The 18,093-nt window shown below is 31.9% G+C and carries 14 protein-coding genes; 8 read left to right on the top strand and 6 right to left on the bottom strand.

Annotation, left to right across the window (positions count from 1 at the left end; genetic code table 11):
- Positions 1-6: 6 nt before the first annotated feature.
- The 6 genes from ROY99_13930 (at position 7) to dinB (ending at position 9,345) form a co-directional block, all read left to right on the top strand.
- A complete protein-coding gene (locus ROY99_13930; GenBank protein ID MDT3697477.1) occupies positions 7-1,587 on the top strand; it encodes a hypothetical protein in 1,581 nt (526 codons plus the stop codon).
- Between the two features lie 68 nt (positions 1,588-1,655).
- Positions 1,656-2,870, top strand: a complete 1,215-nt coding sequence (locus tag ROY99_13925; GenBank protein MDT3697476.1) for a fibronectin type III domain-containing protein — start codon at positions 1,656-1,658, stop codon at positions 2,868-2,870.
- Between the two features lie 14 nt (positions 2,871-2,884).
- Positions 2,885-6,349: a PAS domain S-box protein gene (locus ROY99_13920; GenBank protein ID MDT3697475.1), complete on the top strand. Its 3,465-nt coding sequence runs from the start codon at positions 2,885-2,887 to the stop codon at positions 6,347-6,349.
- A gap of 134 nt (positions 6,350-6,483) precedes the next feature.
- Entirely contained in the window at positions 6,484-7,107 is a 624-nt protein-coding gene (lexA, locus tag ROY99_13915; GenBank protein MDT3697474.1) for a transcriptional repressor LexA, read from the top strand.
- A gap of 70 nt (positions 7,108-7,177) precedes the next feature.
- A complete protein-coding gene (locus tag ROY99_13910) occupies positions 7,178-8,059 on the top strand; it encodes a DUF72 domain-containing protein (GenBank protein ID MDT3697473.1) in 882 nt (293 codons plus the stop codon).
- 95 nt (positions 8,060-8,154) lie between these two features.
- On the top strand, positions 8,155-9,345 hold the full coding sequence (gene dinB / locus ROY99_13905; protein MDT3697472.1) for a DNA polymerase IV: 1,191 nt from the start codon (positions 8,155-8,157) through the stop codon (positions 9,343-9,345).
- Positions 9,346-9,368: 23 nt separating this feature from the next.
- Here dinB and ROY99_13900 read toward each other — a convergent pair whose 3' ends face one another.
- The 3 genes from ROY99_13900 to ROY99_13890 are packed head-to-tail and all read right to left on the bottom strand — an operon-like array spanning position 9,369 to position 11,724.
- On the bottom strand, positions 9,369-9,713 hold the full coding sequence (locus ROY99_13900) for a histidine triad nucleotide-binding protein (GenBank protein MDT3697471.1): 345 nt from the start codon (positions 9,711-9,713) through the stop codon (positions 9,369-9,371).
- The gene (locus ROY99_13895) at positions 9,713-11,068 is read right to left on the bottom strand and encodes a sigma-54 dependent transcriptional regulator (GenBank protein MDT3697470.1); all 1,356 of its coding nucleotides are present in this window, start codon (positions 11,066-11,068) and stop codon (positions 9,713-9,715) included. The genes ROY99_13900 and ROY99_13895 overlap by 1 nt, the downstream gene beginning before the upstream one ends.
- Complete coding sequence (locus tag ROY99_13890) at positions 11,065-11,724, bottom strand: hypothetical protein (protein MDT3697469.1); 660 nt, start codon at positions 11,722-11,724, stop codon at positions 11,065-11,067. The genes ROY99_13895 and ROY99_13890 overlap by 4 nt, the downstream gene beginning before the upstream one ends.
- Before the next feature lie 79 nt (positions 11,725-11,803).
- On the opposite strand from ROY99_13890, the gene ROY99_13885 reads away from it, so the two are divergent.
- Entirely contained in the window at positions 11,804-13,603 is a 1,800-nt protein-coding gene (locus ROY99_13885) for a histidine kinase (protein MDT3697468.1), read from the top strand.
- A gap of 42 nt (positions 13,604-13,645) precedes the next feature.
- A complete protein-coding gene (locus tag ROY99_13880; protein MDT3697467.1) occupies positions 13,646-14,299 on the top strand; it encodes a response regulator transcription factor in 654 nt (217 codons plus the stop codon).
- 9 nt (positions 14,300-14,308) lie between these two features.
- On the opposite strand, the gene ROY99_13875 is transcribed toward ROY99_13880, so the two are convergent.
- From ROY99_13875 to meaB, 3 genes are read right to left on the bottom strand one after another with little or no spacing between them, the layout of a single operon-like run.
- A complete protein-coding gene (locus ROY99_13875; GenBank protein ID MDT3697466.1) occupies positions 14,309-15,964 on the bottom strand; it encodes a carboxyl transferase domain-containing protein in 1,656 nt (551 codons plus the stop codon).
- 5 nt (positions 15,965-15,969) lie between these two features.
- On the bottom strand, positions 15,970-17,127 hold the full coding sequence (locus ROY99_13870) for an acyl-CoA dehydrogenase (GenBank protein MDT3697465.1): 1,158 nt from the start codon (positions 17,125-17,127) through the stop codon (positions 15,970-15,972).
- 11 nt (positions 17,128-17,138) lie between these two features.
- Positions 17,139-18,092 (bottom strand): methylmalonyl Co-A mutase-associated GTPase MeaB, encoded by a 954-nt coding sequence (gene meaB, locus ROY99_13865; protein ID MDT3697464.1) that lies wholly within the window; start codon positions 18,090-18,092, stop codon positions 17,139-17,141.
- Position 18,093 lies beyond the last annotated feature (1 nt).

The following is an 18,093-nucleotide window of genomic DNA, read 5'->3' as shown; positions in this document are numbered from 1 at the left end:
GACAAATTGAATACTCAAACTAAAATATCTGCTTTAATCATCACTCTTATTTTATTTACTTCAATTGAGTTAAATGCGCATAACCGGATTGCTGTTTTATATTCAGATTATTCTCAAAAAACATTTTTCACAAATACCAATTCTTATTTAGATGAGTTTACTGCATGGGAAATCTTTTTAATGCAGTATAAAATTAATTACAAAGTTATTTATGATGAAGATCTGGTTACTGGTTTAGAGGATGATTTCGATATTTTGGTATTACCGCGGTATAATGTTCAATCAATTGAAAAGTATTTAGTAATTAAAAATTTTTTACTGGCAGGTAAATCTATTCTATCAGCAAATGCTTTTAACTCAGCTTTGATGAACAGTAATACAAACGAGTTAAAAGATTTGTTTGGTATAATGTTAAAAAATCAGGTGCTAAATAAAAGGCTTGGTTTCACTCAGACAATATTTCAAAGTCCAATAAATTCGTTCAAAAATTATTCGGATTTTTTAGTTGCTGTAAAAAGCGAAAATCAGTGTGTTGATTTAGGAAGATATAATTATTCCACTGCTGGTTATATTTTGAATGCGGATAATAATTCTGAAATTAGTTCAATAGTTTATGGAAAAAATAATTCTGGCAAATTTGTTTTTATCGGATTTGGATTAACAGATCTGATTGGCGGCTCTGAAGAGTATCACAACTTTGAACAGTTCTTACTGGATTCCATAAAATGGTTAGATATTGAAGTTTCTGCATTCCCATATTTAACTATTAATAAAAAAGAGCAAATAAAGCTTCTCCTTATGCAGTATAATAATGCCTTTAACAAAGATTTTGCTGATGTTTTAATACTAAATAGTTTTAATCCGCATATTGTAATTAGCGAAATATCACAGCTTGATAAGAGTTTGCTGAATAAGGTTCCTGAGGAACAGATTATTTTAGATTTAAGATCAACAATCCAGTATAATAAAAATAATAGTAATATTATTGATTACTTAAGAAGCTTTGAATCTTTGAATAATATAACTGTGCAGTCGGTATTTATTTCCTCTGATTTTGATCCCTCACAGATTACTCAATTAAAAGAATATGGAATAAAAAATTTTATACTTTTTAATGAAAAGGTTTCTGGGACACAATTAACAAATGATGGGAGTTTGTTTTTAACTGTTGGCTCAGCTTCTAGAACTTATTTTAATGAACCTGTGGAAGTAGTTTATTATATACCCAAGATTGATTGCAATACTGATGTCGAAAATAATTTTCTGAAAGATCTCAAAAACAAAGTAAATGATCGTACTGTATTTACCAACCTTACTGTACTAAGAAATAAATTGAATCTTGAAAGAGAAATAAAAGTAAGTGTTCAGAATAATCAGAGTATTGAAATTACTGTAAGAAACGATAATCCGGTTGAACTTAAAGACATTATTTTATATGTAAATATTAATGATTTTAATGTTGTATCTGATAAGAGAAAATCTTTTTTAAATTATTCTGTCGATTCAGGAAACGGTATGAAAAAGATATTTATAAATGAAATCCTGCCAAGATCAGAAGAAAAAATTATTTTCAATTCAGGCAGGTGATGATTAAAATTGTTCGAAATAATTTTTTTAATAATTACTTCTCTTACCTTTATATTAAGATATTTTTCTTGCTGGCGTTTTTTTATGTTTCTTGCGCTGAGTGGAGTTCTGAACCTGAAAATTATCTGAATGATGGAAAGAAAATTCAGATTACTTATCCCCAAAGCGGAGATGAAATTTCCGAAGGATTAGTTAATATTTATTATAATGTTAATCAGCCTTATTCGGTAAAATTTCTGGAATTGTATATAAATGGAAATTTTATAAAAAATATTCCTCCCAATTCTGATGGCACACTTCCGCCAGTAAACTACTTTTTTGATTCAAGCCAAGTAAATAAAATTTACAACTTATATATTATATTTTATGACAATGAAGGGAAGTCATACAAAAGCAATATTATTTCGGATATAACGATTATTAAAGATGAACGCCTTCCGTTCAAACCGTACAATGTAAGACTTATTAATTTTAAAAATGGCACTTGTAACATTAGCTGGATGGATTCTTCAAAATATATAGAGCAGTACGAACTGTGGAGAAAAACAGGACTTGATGGTGAATATCTTTTGCATCAGAAATTATCCGGAGCATCTTTTAATACAAATGATAACGGGCTGGATTCAAGTAAAACTTATTATTACAAAATAAGAGGAGTAAAATTATCTGGTGTATCTGAGTTTAGCTCTGAAGTAAATACTTCTGGAGTTATCAGTTCAGGCGATTTATTACCTGCAACTAATCTTACTCTTCAGATTCTTGAAGATTATTCGATTCGGATTAACTGGACTGATAATAGTGATAATGAAAATTATTTTTCTGTTGAAAAAAGCACTGATAACATTTTATTTAGTTCAGTAGCATATTTGCCGCCAAATACCACTCAATATGTAGATCCCAAGAGTGGACTGACATTAGGATTAACTTATTTTTACAGAATAAAAAACTTTAGCAATTCGGATTCAGCAGTTAGTCAGGTGGCAAGCATTGTATTAAATTCTACAATACTTAATCCTCCAACGAATTTATCTGCAAATTATGATAGTACTGTACCGGTTGTGGAACTTAGGTGGATAAATAATGATAATAGAATCTTGTTTTTTGATATAGAAAGAAAAACAGAAAATGGTAATTTTGCATTATTAAAAAGAGTGAATGCAGGAAATAATTTGTATCTTGATTTTAATATTCAATTGCAACAGAATTATGCTTATCGGGTAAGAGGATTTGATTCAGTAAGATATTCAGATTATTCAAATGAAGTAGTAGTATCAACCTATTGATTATTGGCTTAAATGTGTTAACCTTAAATAAAGAATGGTTAGAGTTTTTTAGTAAAACTGCTGATAAGCTTGGTAATCCACTTATCATTCTGGATGAATCACAAGAAATTGTTTTTACCAATCAAAACGCAATTTCAAATTTTCTGATTGATGATCATAATGTTAATCTTGATCAGGTTTTTGAACCTGATACGGTTATCGAATTAAGTGACTTAATCGGATTGTCTATAAATACATCTACTAAACTGATAGAACGAAATATATCACTGAAATTAAAAACGGGAACGACAGAAGATTATGAGTTAGTTCTCGAAACAATATCATCAGAGTACGGCATAAATACAATTCTCTTTTTTTCCAGGAAAAATGAAATCAGTGATAATCTGACCGGCATTATTAATTCTTCTGTTTCAATTGAAAAATTAAAATTAGTTTATCCTGCAATTAAGGAATTGTTTGATGCAGTCAGTTCTAATTTTCCTTTTACTATTCTGTCATTAAAAAATGTTCAAAAAATAATTGATGATTTTTCAGAGCCGATATGGATTAAAACTTCAGATGATAAACTTATATGTGTAAATGATGCATTTGCTAATAATCTGGATGTTGAAAAAAGTTTTGCATCAGGTAAAAAACATGAGATGTTTTTACCGCTTCATAAGCAATTATCAATACAACTTGTAAATCAGTTTGTATGTCAGAACAAAAAACCTGTAATTTTAGAAGGGTTTATTAAAAAAAATGTAAATTTTAAGGTTTCGCAAGATCTTTTACAGATACCAATTCTTGATCATAATGGACAAGTAAATTATATACTTGGTCTGATAGTTGATAATAAGACAGAATACGGCGGGACAGGCAAATTAACGGGTTTTTTTAGGGAAATCTTAGAAAGTTTTAAAGATCCATTAGCGATAGCAGACTTTAAGGGAAATTTTAAGTTATGTAATCAGAAATTTCTTGAAATTACAAATGAAAATTCCGAAGAAATATTAAATAAAAAATTAAGTGATTTATTTTCTGAGGACTTAGTTGAAAAATTTATTTCGTTTATTGAAAGTGAATTAACTGATCTTACAACTGATACTTTATTTTTTGATGATAAAAAGAATGTTGAATACAAATATAAACTGTATTTTTGTAAGCAGGTTTCAGAATTCAACTCAGAAAAAGCAGTACTCATTACTCTTGAATTGATTATTGATGAAAAGATTTATGAAGATGAAATAGAATTCATTTTAACTAATAGAGGAGAAATGTTTGACGTTTTAATTCAAAAGAATCCAGAACCGGTTTTAATATACGATAAAGAAAACTTAAAGTTTCTTGAAGTTAATGAAGCTGCTGTAAATCTGTACGGTTACACCCGAGATGAATTTCTTCAGATGGATTTAACTGATCTGTATTCGCCTGAAGATATTCAAACTCTTCTCGATTCTTCTGGTGATGAAACTTCAACAGCTAGTTTCAGTAAACCTTTCAGACATAGGAAAAAAGACGGAACTATCATTTTAGTTAAGATTAGTAAAACATCATTTATCTTTAATGATAGAGAAGCTCATTTTAATATTGTAAATGATATTACCGATAGCATAGAGAAAGATAAACAGAATCAAATGCTTCGTGCAATTTTTGCACAATCGGATTTGATGATATTAACCACAGATGCAGCCGGGTTTATAACTTATGTTAACCAGAATTCTGTTAAAACATTCGGTTATAATGCGGATGAATTATTACGCTCTTCATTTGCAAGTCTTGTTATTGATGACGAAAGAGCATTGATTAATACTTCAATTTTTCAATATCATATAAAAGATGCTATTGAGCTTGAAACAACAATCAAATCATCTGATGGAAGAGTTATAGAATGTTATCTATCAGCCTACCCGATTATGGATTTTGAAGGTGAGACCGATTCATTTACTTTAATATTAAAACCAAAGACAGTTCTATCTGAACCAAAAGAAATCATTAAAGAAATTGTAAGAGAAATTGCAGTTGAAAAACCTGTTGAAGAAGATAAAAGAACTGTAATATTTGATTCGAACTTCCTCTCAGGAATGTTCCATGAAATTCTGACTCCGATAAATGTTATAATTGGTTTTTCTCAGGAGCTGATAAGCAGTACTGAAAGTCCAACTGAAGAACAAAAGGAAGCGGCAGAAATCATCAATCAAAATCGTATAAAGATGATGGATACAATGAATTCCGTTGTTGAGTATTCAGATATACTTCAAAATAGGGCACCATTAAAAGTTGATGATATTAGCATTACAGATATTATCGAAAAGCTTGATGAAAATATTCAGAATATTTCGGGTATTAATGACATACAGTTTTTGTATGGAAAAATTTCTTCATCTTTAAAATTTAAAAGTGATCTGCATAAGTTTGAAAGTTTCGTTCTTACAGTAATTAAAGTTGTTTCAAGATTAAGTAAGGACAAAAAAGTATATTTCTCTGCATTTCCGCTTGATAATGATACATTTTTAATTGGCTTAAGCGACCAATATGGAAATCCTTCAGAATATGTTGCAAATGTACTTGAGCAGGTTTATGAAAATAACCGCGATCCTAAAGATTTCGGTTTACCAAAGCTAACTACATATTTGTCAAGAGTACTGCTTGAATATCTTGGCGGAAGATTTTATCGTTCATCAGCTCAGACTTTAAGACCTGAAACAGGATTTGTTTTCAATTTGACATTGTCTTCAAAAAGCAGATTTGAAACTGCCCGGACTCAACCTGATGTTATAATTTATAAAAATGCAGTTGCTGATCAGAAACAAGTTTCAGAGGAAATTGAGAAGTCAGAAGATGTTGATTTAACTACTGGGCAGGAAATACCTGCAGCAGATGATGATATTTTTAAACCTGTACCGCCAGTATCACAGGAGATATTGAGTAAACTTTCTGAAAATATTTTAGATGAAAATGCAGCTGATGAAGAAGTAGTAACCAGTTTTGAGCAGGATGAAACTCTTGATGTACAAGCAGAGACTGCTAATAAAGGCGATCAATTACCTGAACAAGAAAGTTTAATACCCCAGCAGGAAGTTAAAGAGGAGACTCCTGAAGTTGTTCCTGTAAAATCATTAGACCTGTCTAAACTGAATTGTTTATACATTGAAGATCAGATAGATTCTCAGCTTTTGTTTAAAGTTCAGTTAAAAGAATTGCGAGATGTAAAATTTGCAGTTAGTTTTGAAGAAGCACAATTGCTTTTGTTCGATCATCAGTTTGATTTTATAGTTATGGATATAAATTTACAGGGTGAGTATAATGGACTTGATGCACTTAAGATAATTAAAACGATGCCCGCATTCAGCTCAATTCCAGTTATTGCTGTTACTGCTTATGTACTTCCTGGTGATAAGGAAAAATTTATAGCTGCTGGATTTGATGATTTTATTTCTAAACCCATTTTTAGAGAAAAAATGATAGCCTCTCTTGAAAAGATATTCCTTTCTAGATGAAAAATCTTTAATAAAGTTTTTAATCCTCTTGGTTTTTACAACTAAGAGGATTTTTTTTATCTGTACTTGACATTTATACTATATCAATTTATGTTGCCATACAAATGTATGGTATTTTGTTATAGATATAGTTTATGAAAAAAGAATTAACAGAGATCCAAAAGAATATTCTGGATTATTTAATTGATCAGATAAAAGGCAAGGGGATTCCGCCAACCCTTGCTGATATTGCAAATTATTTCGGCTACTCAAACAGAGCAACTGTTCAGCAGCATCTGCATGCAATCGAAAAAAAAGGATATATAAAGAAGAACCCAAAACTTTCCCGTGGAATAGAGTTAACTCTTGACGATAAGTATTTTGTTCCTAAACCAATACTTGGAGAAGTTGCCGCAGGTAATCCACTGACTATCTATCCAGATGCTATTGATACAGTTAAACTTCCTACAATAGCTAAAATGCCTCAGGATTCATTTTTACTTCGTGTAAAAGGTGACAGCTTAAAAGATGCTTATATTTTCAGCGGCGATATAGTAATTGTTAATCCAAATCTTGAACCGAAGAACGGACAAATAGTTGTTGCAATACTTGATGATGCTGCTGTAGTAAAAAGATTTTATAAGAAGAAAAATGAGATAGAACTGATTTCTGAGAATCCTGAATACAAACCAATTGTTATTGATAAAAAATATACATTATTTCAAGTTGTTGGAATAGTTGTAGGCATATACAGAAGTATGGAAAAAAAAGAAGTATAACTGCTTCTTTACTAAGCTTAGAAGGTTAACAAATGTGTTTATTATATGTATTTAAAATTAAAATAAAGTAATGAACCCGAAATTTAACATTGGCACTGCAGGCTGGTCATATAAAGATTGGGTGCCGAATTTTTATCCAAAAAATCAATCTGCCGGATTTGACTGGCTGCAGTTTTATGCACATTATTTTAATTGTGTTGAAGTTAATTCCACTTACTATAGTTATATAAGCCATAAAGTAGTTGATGGATGGATAAGAAAAGTTGAAAATACAGATGACTTTGTTTTTCATATTAAGCTTCATCAGGATTTTACACATAAGAGAAAGTATGATGAGCAAAATATAAAAGATGTTCGTTATAATCTGGAGCGGTTAAAAAAATCTGAGAGACTTGGAGGATTGTTAATTCAGTTTCCTTATTCATATTCTTTTGATGGAAATTCTATTCAGTATATACAAAAGCTTAAAAATATTTTTTCTGATGTTAGTTGTTTTGTTGAAGTTCGTCATCAAAGCTGGAATAATAATCGTGCACTGGATTTCTTTAAAGAAAATGACTTGACCTTTTGCACTATTGATCAACCGCAAATTGGAAAGGCAATTGGGTTTAATCCTGTAGTTACTAACGACAAAGCTTATATCAGATTTCACGGAAGAAATGTTGAAGCCTGGAAAAAATCTTTATCTAACTTCGGAAAAGCGCAAACTTATGAGGAGCAAAGTTCCCGGTACAATTATCTCTATTCACCTGGCGAACTTGTGGAAATTGAACAAAAGATAAAATCTGTACTGCATAAAGTGAAAGAAGTAAATGTGATAATGAATAATCATCCGCAAGGCGATGCGATAGCAAATGCTTTTGAGTTGATTCATTTACTTGAAGAAAAGAGAAAAGTTAATATGCCGCCGACAATTGTTAAGGCTTATCAGAGGCTGAAGGAGATTCAATGAATTATGTGAGCATACTTCAACACTGCTCAGTATTACATCAGCTTTGTTACCCCGGGCTGAGTTAAAGGATGATACTACGAATTGAATAACTATTTATGAGAACAATTTTTCATCTTGATCTTGATGCATTTTTTGTTTCTGTAGAGAGAATTCTCGACCCAAAGCTTAATGGCAAACCTGTAATTGTCGGAGGCGATCCAAAATACGGAAGGGGAGTTGTTGCTGCTTGTTCTTATGAAGCACGGGCATTTGGATTACATTCTGCAATGCCAATCAGAACCGCATACAAACTTTGTCCACACGGTGTTTACTTACATGGACATGGTGATGAGTACACAAGATTTTCGCAAGTTGTAAAAAATATTTTAGAACAATATGCCCCTTTGATTGAACAGGCATCAATTGATGAGTTTTATCTTGATATGAGCGGAACACAAAAAATGTACGGCTCAATGTTTGGATTTGCTACAAGATTACAAAAAGAAATATGGGATAAAATTGGTTTGCCGATATCAATTGGAATTGGCAGCAACAAAACTATTGCAAAGATCGGTTCAGATTGTATGAAACCAAAAGGCATAACATATATAATTCCGGGAATGGAAAGAGAATTCTTAGCTCCAATGCCTGTTGAAACAATTCCAGGTGTTGGAAAAGTTATGAAACAAAGCTTAAATAATCGCGGAATATTTCAGATAGCTGATATAACAAAATTACCTTCAGATTATTTTGGAACTGCATTTGGTAAATACGGAATTGAGCTTTGGCGTAAAGCAAACGGTGAAGGAATAGAATATTTAACAATTCAAAGGAAAAGAAAAAGTATTTCGCGCGAAACTACTTTTAATAATGATGTAACAAATGAAGAAGAACTTGGAAGTACTTTATTCTATCTAACCGGAAAAGTTGCACAATCATTAAGAAAAAGAGGCTGGGAAGCATCAACAATCGATATAAAACTCCGCTATACAGATTTCCAAACTTTAACTCGCTCAAAAACAATAAAACCAACAGATGATGATAAAATTATTTTTGAGACTGCATGGGATTTAATGAAGAAAGCAAGAACCAGAAGAGTTGGTGTAAGGTTAATAGGTGTTGGTGTTACAAATTTTTCTCCTTTAAATGAACAGGAATATTTGTTTGAAGATTATGAAATAAAAAGAAAACAAATGTTAAGGGCAGTTACAAAGGTAAGAGATAAGTTTGGATATGAATCTTTATTGTTCGGAAGAACACAAGAAGATAAAAAATTAAAAGGGATGGAAAATTATTTTCAGATTTGATGGGCTGCCTGATATTCTCTCTATCATCCCGGAGGCCAGTTCATTTTTCTGCCGCCAAGCAGATGCAAATGCAAATGATAAACTTCCTGACCGCCGTTATTACCGCAATTAAAAACTAATCTGAATCCATCATCTGCTATATCTAAATCCTTTGCAATTTTATTAGCTGCATCTATCATTTCACCAAGAAGGGCTGAATGCTCACTTCCTTTAATCTCAGTTACTTTAGGTATTTCAATTTTTGGGATAATAAGAATGTGAACCGGTGCCTGAGGTTTGATATCTTTAAATGCAAGAACATTTTCAGATTCATAAACAATATCAGCTGGTATTTCTTTGCTGATAATTTTAGAGAAAATTGTCGGCATTATTCCTCCTTCTCAATTCCATATTTTTTCATTTTATTATAAAGATGGCTTCTTTGAATATCAAGAATTTCTGCAGTTTTGCTTATGTTCCAATTATTTGCAATTAGCTGCTTAAGAATAAAAACACGCTCAGCTTTTTCTTTAAATTCCTGAAATGAATTGCTTGTATCAACAAGATCATCAACTGATTGTTGATTACTTGCAAACATAAAATCAATATCTTTTTGACTGATTTCTCTTTTATCAACGATAATTATTATCCGCTCAACAATATTTCTTAACTCACGCACATTACCCGTCCAGGATTGATTTTTCAGAACCTGTATTGCATCATCAGAAAACCTGGTTAAAGGTTTTTTATGCTTTAAAGAAATATCATTTGCAAAGTGATTAACTAAAATTGGAATATCTTCTAATCTCTCGCGAAGAGGAGGTACATTTATTGGGATTACATTTAATCTGTGGAATAAATCTTCTCTGAAAGTTCCTTTTGAAATTTCATCCTTTAGATTTTTATTTGTAGCAGCAATTAAACGAACATCAACATCAATTTTTTTGCCGCCGCCAACTCTTTCAATCTTACCATCTTCAATTGCCCTTAATACTTTTGCCTGTGCCTGCAAAGACATATCGCCTACTTCATCTAAAAATAATGTACCTTTATTTGCAAGTTCAAATCTGCCAATTCGTTGCTGAACAGCGCCAGTGAAAGAACCTTTTTCGTGTCCGAATAATTCAGATTCGATTAATTCATTTGGGATAGCTGCACAATTTACCTCCACAAAAGATTTATCTTTTCTTTCGCTATTATTATGAATAGCTCTTGCAACAAGTTCTTTCCCGGTTCCGTTTTCGCCAGTAATCAAAACACGGGTATCAAGCGGTGCAACTTTATCAATCATTTGCAGAATGTTCCTGATAGCTTTGCTCTTTCCCAGAATCTCACCATCACCTACCCATACTTTTTTTATTTCTTCGTATTCTTCTTTTAAAGAAGCGCTTTCAGTTGCATTACGGACACTTATTAAAAGTTTATCTCTATCAATAGGTTTCTCAAGAAAATCAAACGCACCTAATCGGGTGGCTTTAATTGCGTTTTCAACACTTCCATGAGCAGAAATAATTATTACTGAAGCAGATTGTTTTTGTTCTTTTATTTTTTTTAGTACTTCAAATCCATTTAACTCCGGCATTTGAATATCGAGAAAAACAGCAGCAAAATCTTTCGATGAAAATTTTTCTAATCCTTCAATTGCACTAGTTGTAAATTCAACATCATATCCTTCATATTCAAGAATCATATTGATGCTTTCACAAATCAGAAGTTCATCATCTATAATTAGTACAGATTTCATAATGTAACTCTTAAAAAACTAAATGATCTTAATAAAAATATTTTTGACGGTAAAATTGTGTTATCTTTTTTTAGCAGATTGCCAAATAATCTTCCATAATCATTAACATCTAAATCGCGATAATCGACTTTAGACTGAACTTTGAAATTTTCTTCAAACACTTCCACAAAATAACCAATTAGCCTTCCCAAATCAAAGATACATGACTCGTATGATAAGAATGCGCTTCCAAAAAAATGAGCTAGTTTATCTTTATCACCATAATCATTATCAGGAGAATCAATGAACAAATATCTTGGAAGGTTTTCGTTTTTTTTATGAAATGTTTCCTCATCTGCAGATGTTAATGGATAGTATATTACTGAATTAATTAAAGGTATGGAGATCGGAACTTCGCGATAAGGCACTGTTGCCAACATTAAACATAGTAACGCATCTCCAATATCACCTGCACAATACCTTACAGCTTCAGAGTAAATTGAATCGCTAGCAGCCAGATCCCCGAATTGATTTCTGATTGATATAAATTTTTCAGATGCAATATATTCTGAAATATGATTTACTGTTCTGGATATTTGGCTTTGCTGAGGATAAATAATTGAAGTGAACAGAACCGAAAGAATAATTAAAAGCAATATTGAAAATTTATTGTTCAAGATATAATTAGATTTATACAAGTATATTATATTTGCTTTAGAAATCTAATAACAGATTACAAATTATTTAAATTTACTGATGAAAAATTATTGTTGTGTCAGAGTAATAATTGCATTTCTGGCTTTTAATTGTATTTCTTTTAGCCAGGATGTTAAACGCAGTATTGATTCAATAAATTCAATCAGTTACGAAGTTGTAGTTTCAAATCTTGGTAGATCAGCAAAAATATTTACAGAAAATTTTATAAAAGCTCGATCAATATCATATCCGCGCGGTGAAGGAATAGCTTTAAGTAATCTTGCTCTGGTTTATTATCTAAGAGGCGATTATGATAAATCAACTCAATATCATATTGAGTCTTTTAAAATATTCTTAAGTCAGCAAATGTATGATGAATTAAGTAATGCCTATGGTGAGTATGGTTATCAGTTAAAAAGGCGCGATTTAAATAAAGCCGTTGCATATATGCAGGAAGCTTTAAATATTGCCAATGAGCACCAAATTCCTGAAAGTAGATTGGGTAAACTGTTTGATAATTACGGTGTATTGAAAGAGATGGAATCAGATGCAGATAGTGCCTTACTTTATTACACAAAGGCACTTGAAATAAAAAAGAGAAACAAAGATAATATTGGAATACCTTATAGTCTGAATAAAATTGCTGTCTTAAAAGCCGCTCAGGGAAAATTTAAAGAAGCGAATAAATATTTGGCAGTATCCGATGAATATCGCAGTAAAGAATCAGGTAATTTTGGTCGGGTAGAAAACTTATCCATACATGCAGATTTTCTGAAAATGCAAGGCAGGATTGATGAAGCAATTGATAGCTATGAAAAGTGTCAGAAGATGGCTGATTCTTTAGATTATAATTATATGGTTTTGTATTGTTACCAAAATCTTACTGAGCTGTATAAACAAAAAAACAACCTATATAAAGCTTTAGATACATATCAAAAATACTCTGCCTATAAAGACAGTATTTTTAATATAGAGACAAATGAAAAAGTAGCACAGCTGGAGATTGCTTATGAAACAGAACAAAAAAATTTACAAATAAAAGAAAGTCAGTATAAACTTGAAAGCAGAAATCAGTTGCTGATATTTGCTCTTGTAGTAGTTATTCTTTTGGTGCTGCTGTTAATTGGAATATACAGATATCAGCAATTAAAGCGGATTAAGATTGTTAAAGAAGTTGAATTTAAAAGTCAGTTGAAGAATACAGAACTTGAAAAAGAAATAGCTGAAGAAAAATTAAACATTTCAAGGGAATTGCATGATAACATCGGCTCTCAGTTGACATTTATTATCAGCTCACTGGATAATCTGACATATTCTCACCCTCAGGAAGATGTTTATCAAAGACTAAGTGTTTTGAAAAGTTTTAGTAAAGATGCACTCTATGATTTAAGAAATACTATTTGGGCTATGAAACAGGAAGAAGGGGATAGTGAAAAATTGACAATAAAATTAAATGAGATGATTCAAAAATTGAATTCAAGTTTAGGTAGTGTCAAGATTTCTTTCCAGAATAATTTTAATGGATATCTTAAATTGTCATCTATCCAAATACTTAATTTGTTTAGAATAGTTCAGGAAGCAATTCAGAATGCACTAAAATACTCCGGCGGAAGTAAGATTGAAATAGTATTTAATAATTACGAAAATGGTTTGGAAATAATTATTAAGGATAATGGAAAAGGATTTGATCCTAAACAAAACATGGAAGGCAATGGACTTAATAATATGAAATCAAGATGCGAAAAGGCTGGTGCGGAATTAAATCTGTTAAGTAATGAAACAGGCACTACAATAATTTGCAGATTAAAATTCTTTCAGGATCAATCAAAAATAATTACTACATCTGCCTTATTGAACTAACAGGATTTGTAATTTAACTTTTTAACAAGAATAATAGATAATATGAAAGTTAAAATTGCTATAGCCGAGGATAATGATTTTCTAGCAAAATCTTTGATAGAAAAACTTGCTTTATTCCCCAATAAATATTCAATGGTGTTCCGAGCAAAAAATGGTTTGGAAATAGTTGATTATTTAAATGTATCAGATTTACCTGATGTTATACTTATGGATATTGAAATGCCGGTAATGAGTGGTATTGTTGCAACAGCTAAAATCAATGAAAAATTTCCTGAAATAAAAATTGTAATGCTTACTGTATTTGATGATGAAGACAAAATATTAAAGGCAATCAAATCAGGTGCAAGCGGATATTTGTTAAAAGATGAATCAGTTGAGAAAATAGTTGAAAGTATTGATATGGTTTTAAATGGCGGCGCTCCGATGTCTGCAGCAATTGCATCTAAAACGCTTAAATTATTAAAACAATCTTCAGATATAATTTCAGAAGATCCTCAAGAGGATTTTAACTTATCTAAAAGAGAAGTTGAAGTATTGGAGTTTTTAAAAAAGGGATTTGATTATATCCAGATAGCTGAGAAATTATTTATCTCACCTTTTACAGTTAGAAAACACATCGAAAACATCTACAAAAAACTGCAGGTAAATAATAAAATGCAGGCTGTCCAAAAAGCTTCATCCAGCAGGATTATATAGATTACGTTTTTAAACCTGAATTACTCCGGGATTAAATCTTGGTATATCAGGATTATTATCAGCAGTTTCCAGACACATAGAAATCCATTCACGGGTTTGTGAAGGATCAATAATTTCATCAATCCATAATCTTGCTGCAGCGTATGATGGATAGCTTTTTTCATCATAAGATTTGATTATATCGTTAAGGAGTTTTTTCTTTTCAGCATCGCTTAATTTTTTACCGCTTTTTTCTTCTTGTTTAATTTTTATATCCAGTAAAACACTGCCAGCCTGACTGCCGCCCATTACAGAGATTCTTGCATTTGGATATGCAAAAATAAATCGGGGGTCATAAGCTTTTCCGCACATTGCATAATTACCGGCACCATAACTGTTTCCAACAATAATAGTAATTTTAGGTACAACTGAATTTGCAACAGCATTAACCATTTTTGCTCCATCTTTAATTATACCGCCATGCTCGGCTTTACTGCCGACCATAAAACCTGTAACATCCTGTAAAAAAATCAAAGGGATTTTTTTCTGATTACAATTCATAATAAATCTTGCAGCTTTATCTGCTGAGTCAGAATAGATAACTCCGCCAACCTGCATTTCTCCTTGTTCTGTTTTAACAACGCTCCTTTGATTAGCAACTATTCCAACAGCCCAGCCATCAATTCTTGCATAAGCAGTAATAATTGTTTTTCCGTAACCAGCTTTGTATTCATCAATTTCGGAGTTATCAACAATGCGTGAAAGTAATTCATAAGAATCATAAGGTTTGATTGTATCTTCGGGTAAAATACCTAAAATTTCTTTTGTCGGATATTTAGGAAGTTTATTTTTAACTCTATCAAAACCAGCAGAATTTCTTTTCGCAAACTTTTCGATCAAGTTTCTGATTTGTTGAATACACTCATCATCATTTTTCATTATATAATCGGTAACACCTGAAATGTTTGACTGAACTGATGCGCCTCCAAGTTTTTCATTATCAATTACTTCTCCAATAGCAGCACGAACAAGATGAGAGCCGGCAAGAAAAACTGAACCCTCACCTTCAACTATCAATGCCTCATCACTCATAATTGGCAGATAAGCTCCACCGGCAACACAAGGTCCCATTATAGCAGCTATTTGTGGAATCCCCATTGAAGACATTTTTGCATTATTACGAAATACTCTTCCAAAGTGTTCTTTATCAGGAAAAATTTCATCCTGCATTGGTAGAAAAACACCGGCACTATCAACCAGATAGATAATCGGCAAACAATTTTCCATTGCAATTTCCTGCGCACGAAGATTTTTCTTTACAGTAATTGGAAACCAGGCACCGGCTTTCACAGTTGCATCATTTGCAACAATTACACAAAGTCTATTATGGATTTTTCCAATTCCATAAATTGTTCCGGAAGATGGTGCATCTCCAAACTCATCATACATTCCATAGGCAGCAAGAGTACTTAATTCAAAAAAATCCTTTGGATTATCAATGAGTTTTTCAATTCTTACACGCGCAGTTAATTTACCTTTTGCTTTATGTTTCTCAATTGCTTTTTTACCACCGCCTTCTTTTACCTTATCTTTTACAGCGTTTAGTTTTCGTAACAATTCTTTTTGAAAATCTTCGCGTTTAAGAAAAGAGCTATCTTCAGATAATTTATTTCCGATTTGCCTCATTATTTTTAATCCTTCAATAAATCTCTTGCAATAACTATGCGTTGTATTTCGGATGTTCCTTCTCCAATCGTAAGAAGTTTAACGTCTCTGTAAAATTTTTCAACTGGATATTCTTTTATAAAACCATAACCGCCTAAAATCTGAACAGCTTCGTTTGCTGCTTTTTCTGCAATTTCGCTTGCAAATAATTTTGCTGTAGCAGCTTCTTTTGTATTTGGAATTCCATTGTCTTTCATCCATGCCGCACGATATGTCAGCAGTCTTGCTGCATCTATATTTGTCTGCATATCTGCAAGTTTAAATTGTATTGCTTGAAAATCTGCCAGATGTTTTCCAAACTGTTTGCGCTCTTTTGAGTATTTTACAGCAGCTTCTAATGCACCCTGAGCCAATCCCATACTATTTGCAGCAATCGAAATTCTACCGCCTTCCAATACCATCATTGAATTTATAAATCCCATTCCTTCTTCACCTAACAAATTTTCTGCAGGAACTTTACAATTTTCAAAAGCTAATTGTGTAGTATCACTTGCACGCATTCCAAGTTTATTTTCTTTCCTGCCAATAATTAATCCCTGCATTCCTTTTTCAAGTATGAAAGCAGAGATTCCTTTTTTCCCATTTTCTTTATTTGTAATTGCCATAACAACATAAGTTTCAGCAACACTGCCATGAGTGGTAAATTGTTTAGTTCCATTTAGAATCCAATAGTTTCCATCTTTAACAGCCGTGCTTTTTAATCCTGCTGCATCACTGCCCGAAACAGCTTCGGTTAAACCCCAGGCACCGATTTTTTTGCCGCTTGCTAAATCAGGTAAATATTTTTTCTTTTGTTCTGGATTACCAAAAAGATTGATATGATTTGTGCACAATCCATTATGTGCAGCAACAGAAAGTCCGATTGATGGATCTACTTTAGAAATTTCTTCAATAATTAAAGCATATTCAACATAACCTAAACCTGCTCCTCCAAACTCTTCAGGTACAAGTATGCCAAGGAATCCTAATTCTCCAAGTTGTTTCATAATTTCCATCGGAAATTCCTGAGATTCATCGTATTTCATAATAACAGGTCGAATATTATTTTCAGCAAAATCTTTTATAGTATCTCTGATAATAATCTGATTCTCTGTTAACTCCGGTATAAAAGGTATCTGTTCCACTAAAACTCCATTTAAATTCTGTCTTTAAATTCCTGTATTATTTTTTCTGCAATATGATAAGGTGAAAAGCTGCCTGGAATTACTTTTTGTAAAAAAGCGTTCAATGATTTTTCTCCTGTCTCACTCCAAAGTTCATCTTTAAGTTTGTGTTCAACAATTTCTTTAATTCTAATCTTTGCCTGATTTTCTCTTTTAGCAAAAAAAAGATCTTTATCTTTCATATAAAATTTATGCCGTTCAATTTCTTTTACTATTTCATCTATGCCTTTATTTTCAGAAGCAATTGTTTTAATGATATCCGGCTTCCACGAATTTTCATCACGGTCTTTTATCAACAATATTGTCTGCAAAGCAGTATATGCCTGATGTGCGCCGGGTCTTTCACTTTTATTAAGAACAAAAAAATCAGCTATTTCCATCAATCCTGCTTTCATTGCCTGAACAGAATCACCGCTTTCTGGAACCAGAACAACAATTGTAGTATCTGCAGCACTCGCAATATCAAGTTCAGACTGCCCTACGCCAACAGTTTCTAAAATAATAATATCAAATCCTGCGGCGTCCAGAACATCAGCTGCATCAACCGCCTTTTTAGATAAACCACCCAAACTGCCTCTTGTTGCCATACTTCTGATAAACACATTATCATTCATACCAATATCTGTCATTCTAATTCTATCACCCAATAAAGCACCGCCGGTAAAAGGAGATGTCGGATCAACAGCAATTATCCCGATTTTTTTATTGTCATTCAAAAAACATTTTGTAAGCTGATTTGTAATTGTACTTTTACCTGCACCGGGTGGTCCTGTAATACCAATCCGATATGCGTTTCCGGTTTTGCTGTATATTTCTTTCAGGTATTCGGAAGTAAGCAAGTTATCAGATTCAATGATTGAGATAACACGAGCTACAGACCTGCGGTCAGTTTTATAAAGATTTTCAATTAGATTCTTGTTGATCATT

The sequence above is a fragment of the Ignavibacterium sp. genome, from assembly GCA_032027145.1.
In the GTDB taxonomy this organism is placed as follows: domain Bacteria; phylum Bacteroidota; class Ignavibacteria; order Ignavibacteriales; family Ignavibacteriaceae; genus IGN3.
This window is presented reverse-complemented; position numbering and strand designations above follow the sequence as displayed.

Excerpts from the sequence above, each read along its gene's own strand:
- lexA (MDT3697474.1), top strand. The coding sequence starts at position 6,484 with ATGAAAAAAGAATTAACAGAGATCCAAAAGAATATTCTGGATTATTTA.
- ROY99_13910 (MDT3697473.1), top strand. The coding sequence starts at position 7,178 with ATGAACCCGAAATTTAACATTGGCACTGCAGGCTGGTCATATAAAGAT.
- dinB (MDT3697472.1), top strand. The coding sequence starts at position 8,155 with ATGAGAACAATTTTTCATCTTGATCTTGATGCATTTTTTGTTTCTGTA.
- ROY99_13900 (MDT3697471.1), bottom strand. The coding sequence starts at position 9,713 with ATGCCGACAATTTTCTCTAAAATTATCAGCAAAGAAATACCAGCTGAT.
- ROY99_13895 (MDT3697470.1), bottom strand. The coding sequence starts at position 11,068 with ATGAAATCTGTACTAATTATAGATGATGAACTTCTGATTTGTGAAAGC.
- ROY99_13885 (MDT3697468.1), top strand. The coding sequence starts at position 11,804 with ATGAAAAATTATTGTTGTGTCAGAGTAATAATTGCATTTCTGGCTTTT.
- ROY99_13880 (MDT3697467.1), top strand. The coding sequence starts at position 13,646 with ATGAAAGTTAAAATTGCTATAGCCGAGGATAATGATTTTCTAGCAAAA.
- ROY99_13875 (MDT3697466.1), bottom strand. The coding sequence starts at position 15,964 with ATGAGGCAAATCGGAAATAAATTATCTGAAGATAGCTCTTTTCTTAAA.
- meaB (MDT3697464.1), bottom strand. The coding sequence starts at position 18,092 with ATGATCAACAAGAATCTAATTGAAAATCTTTATAAAACTGACCGCAGG.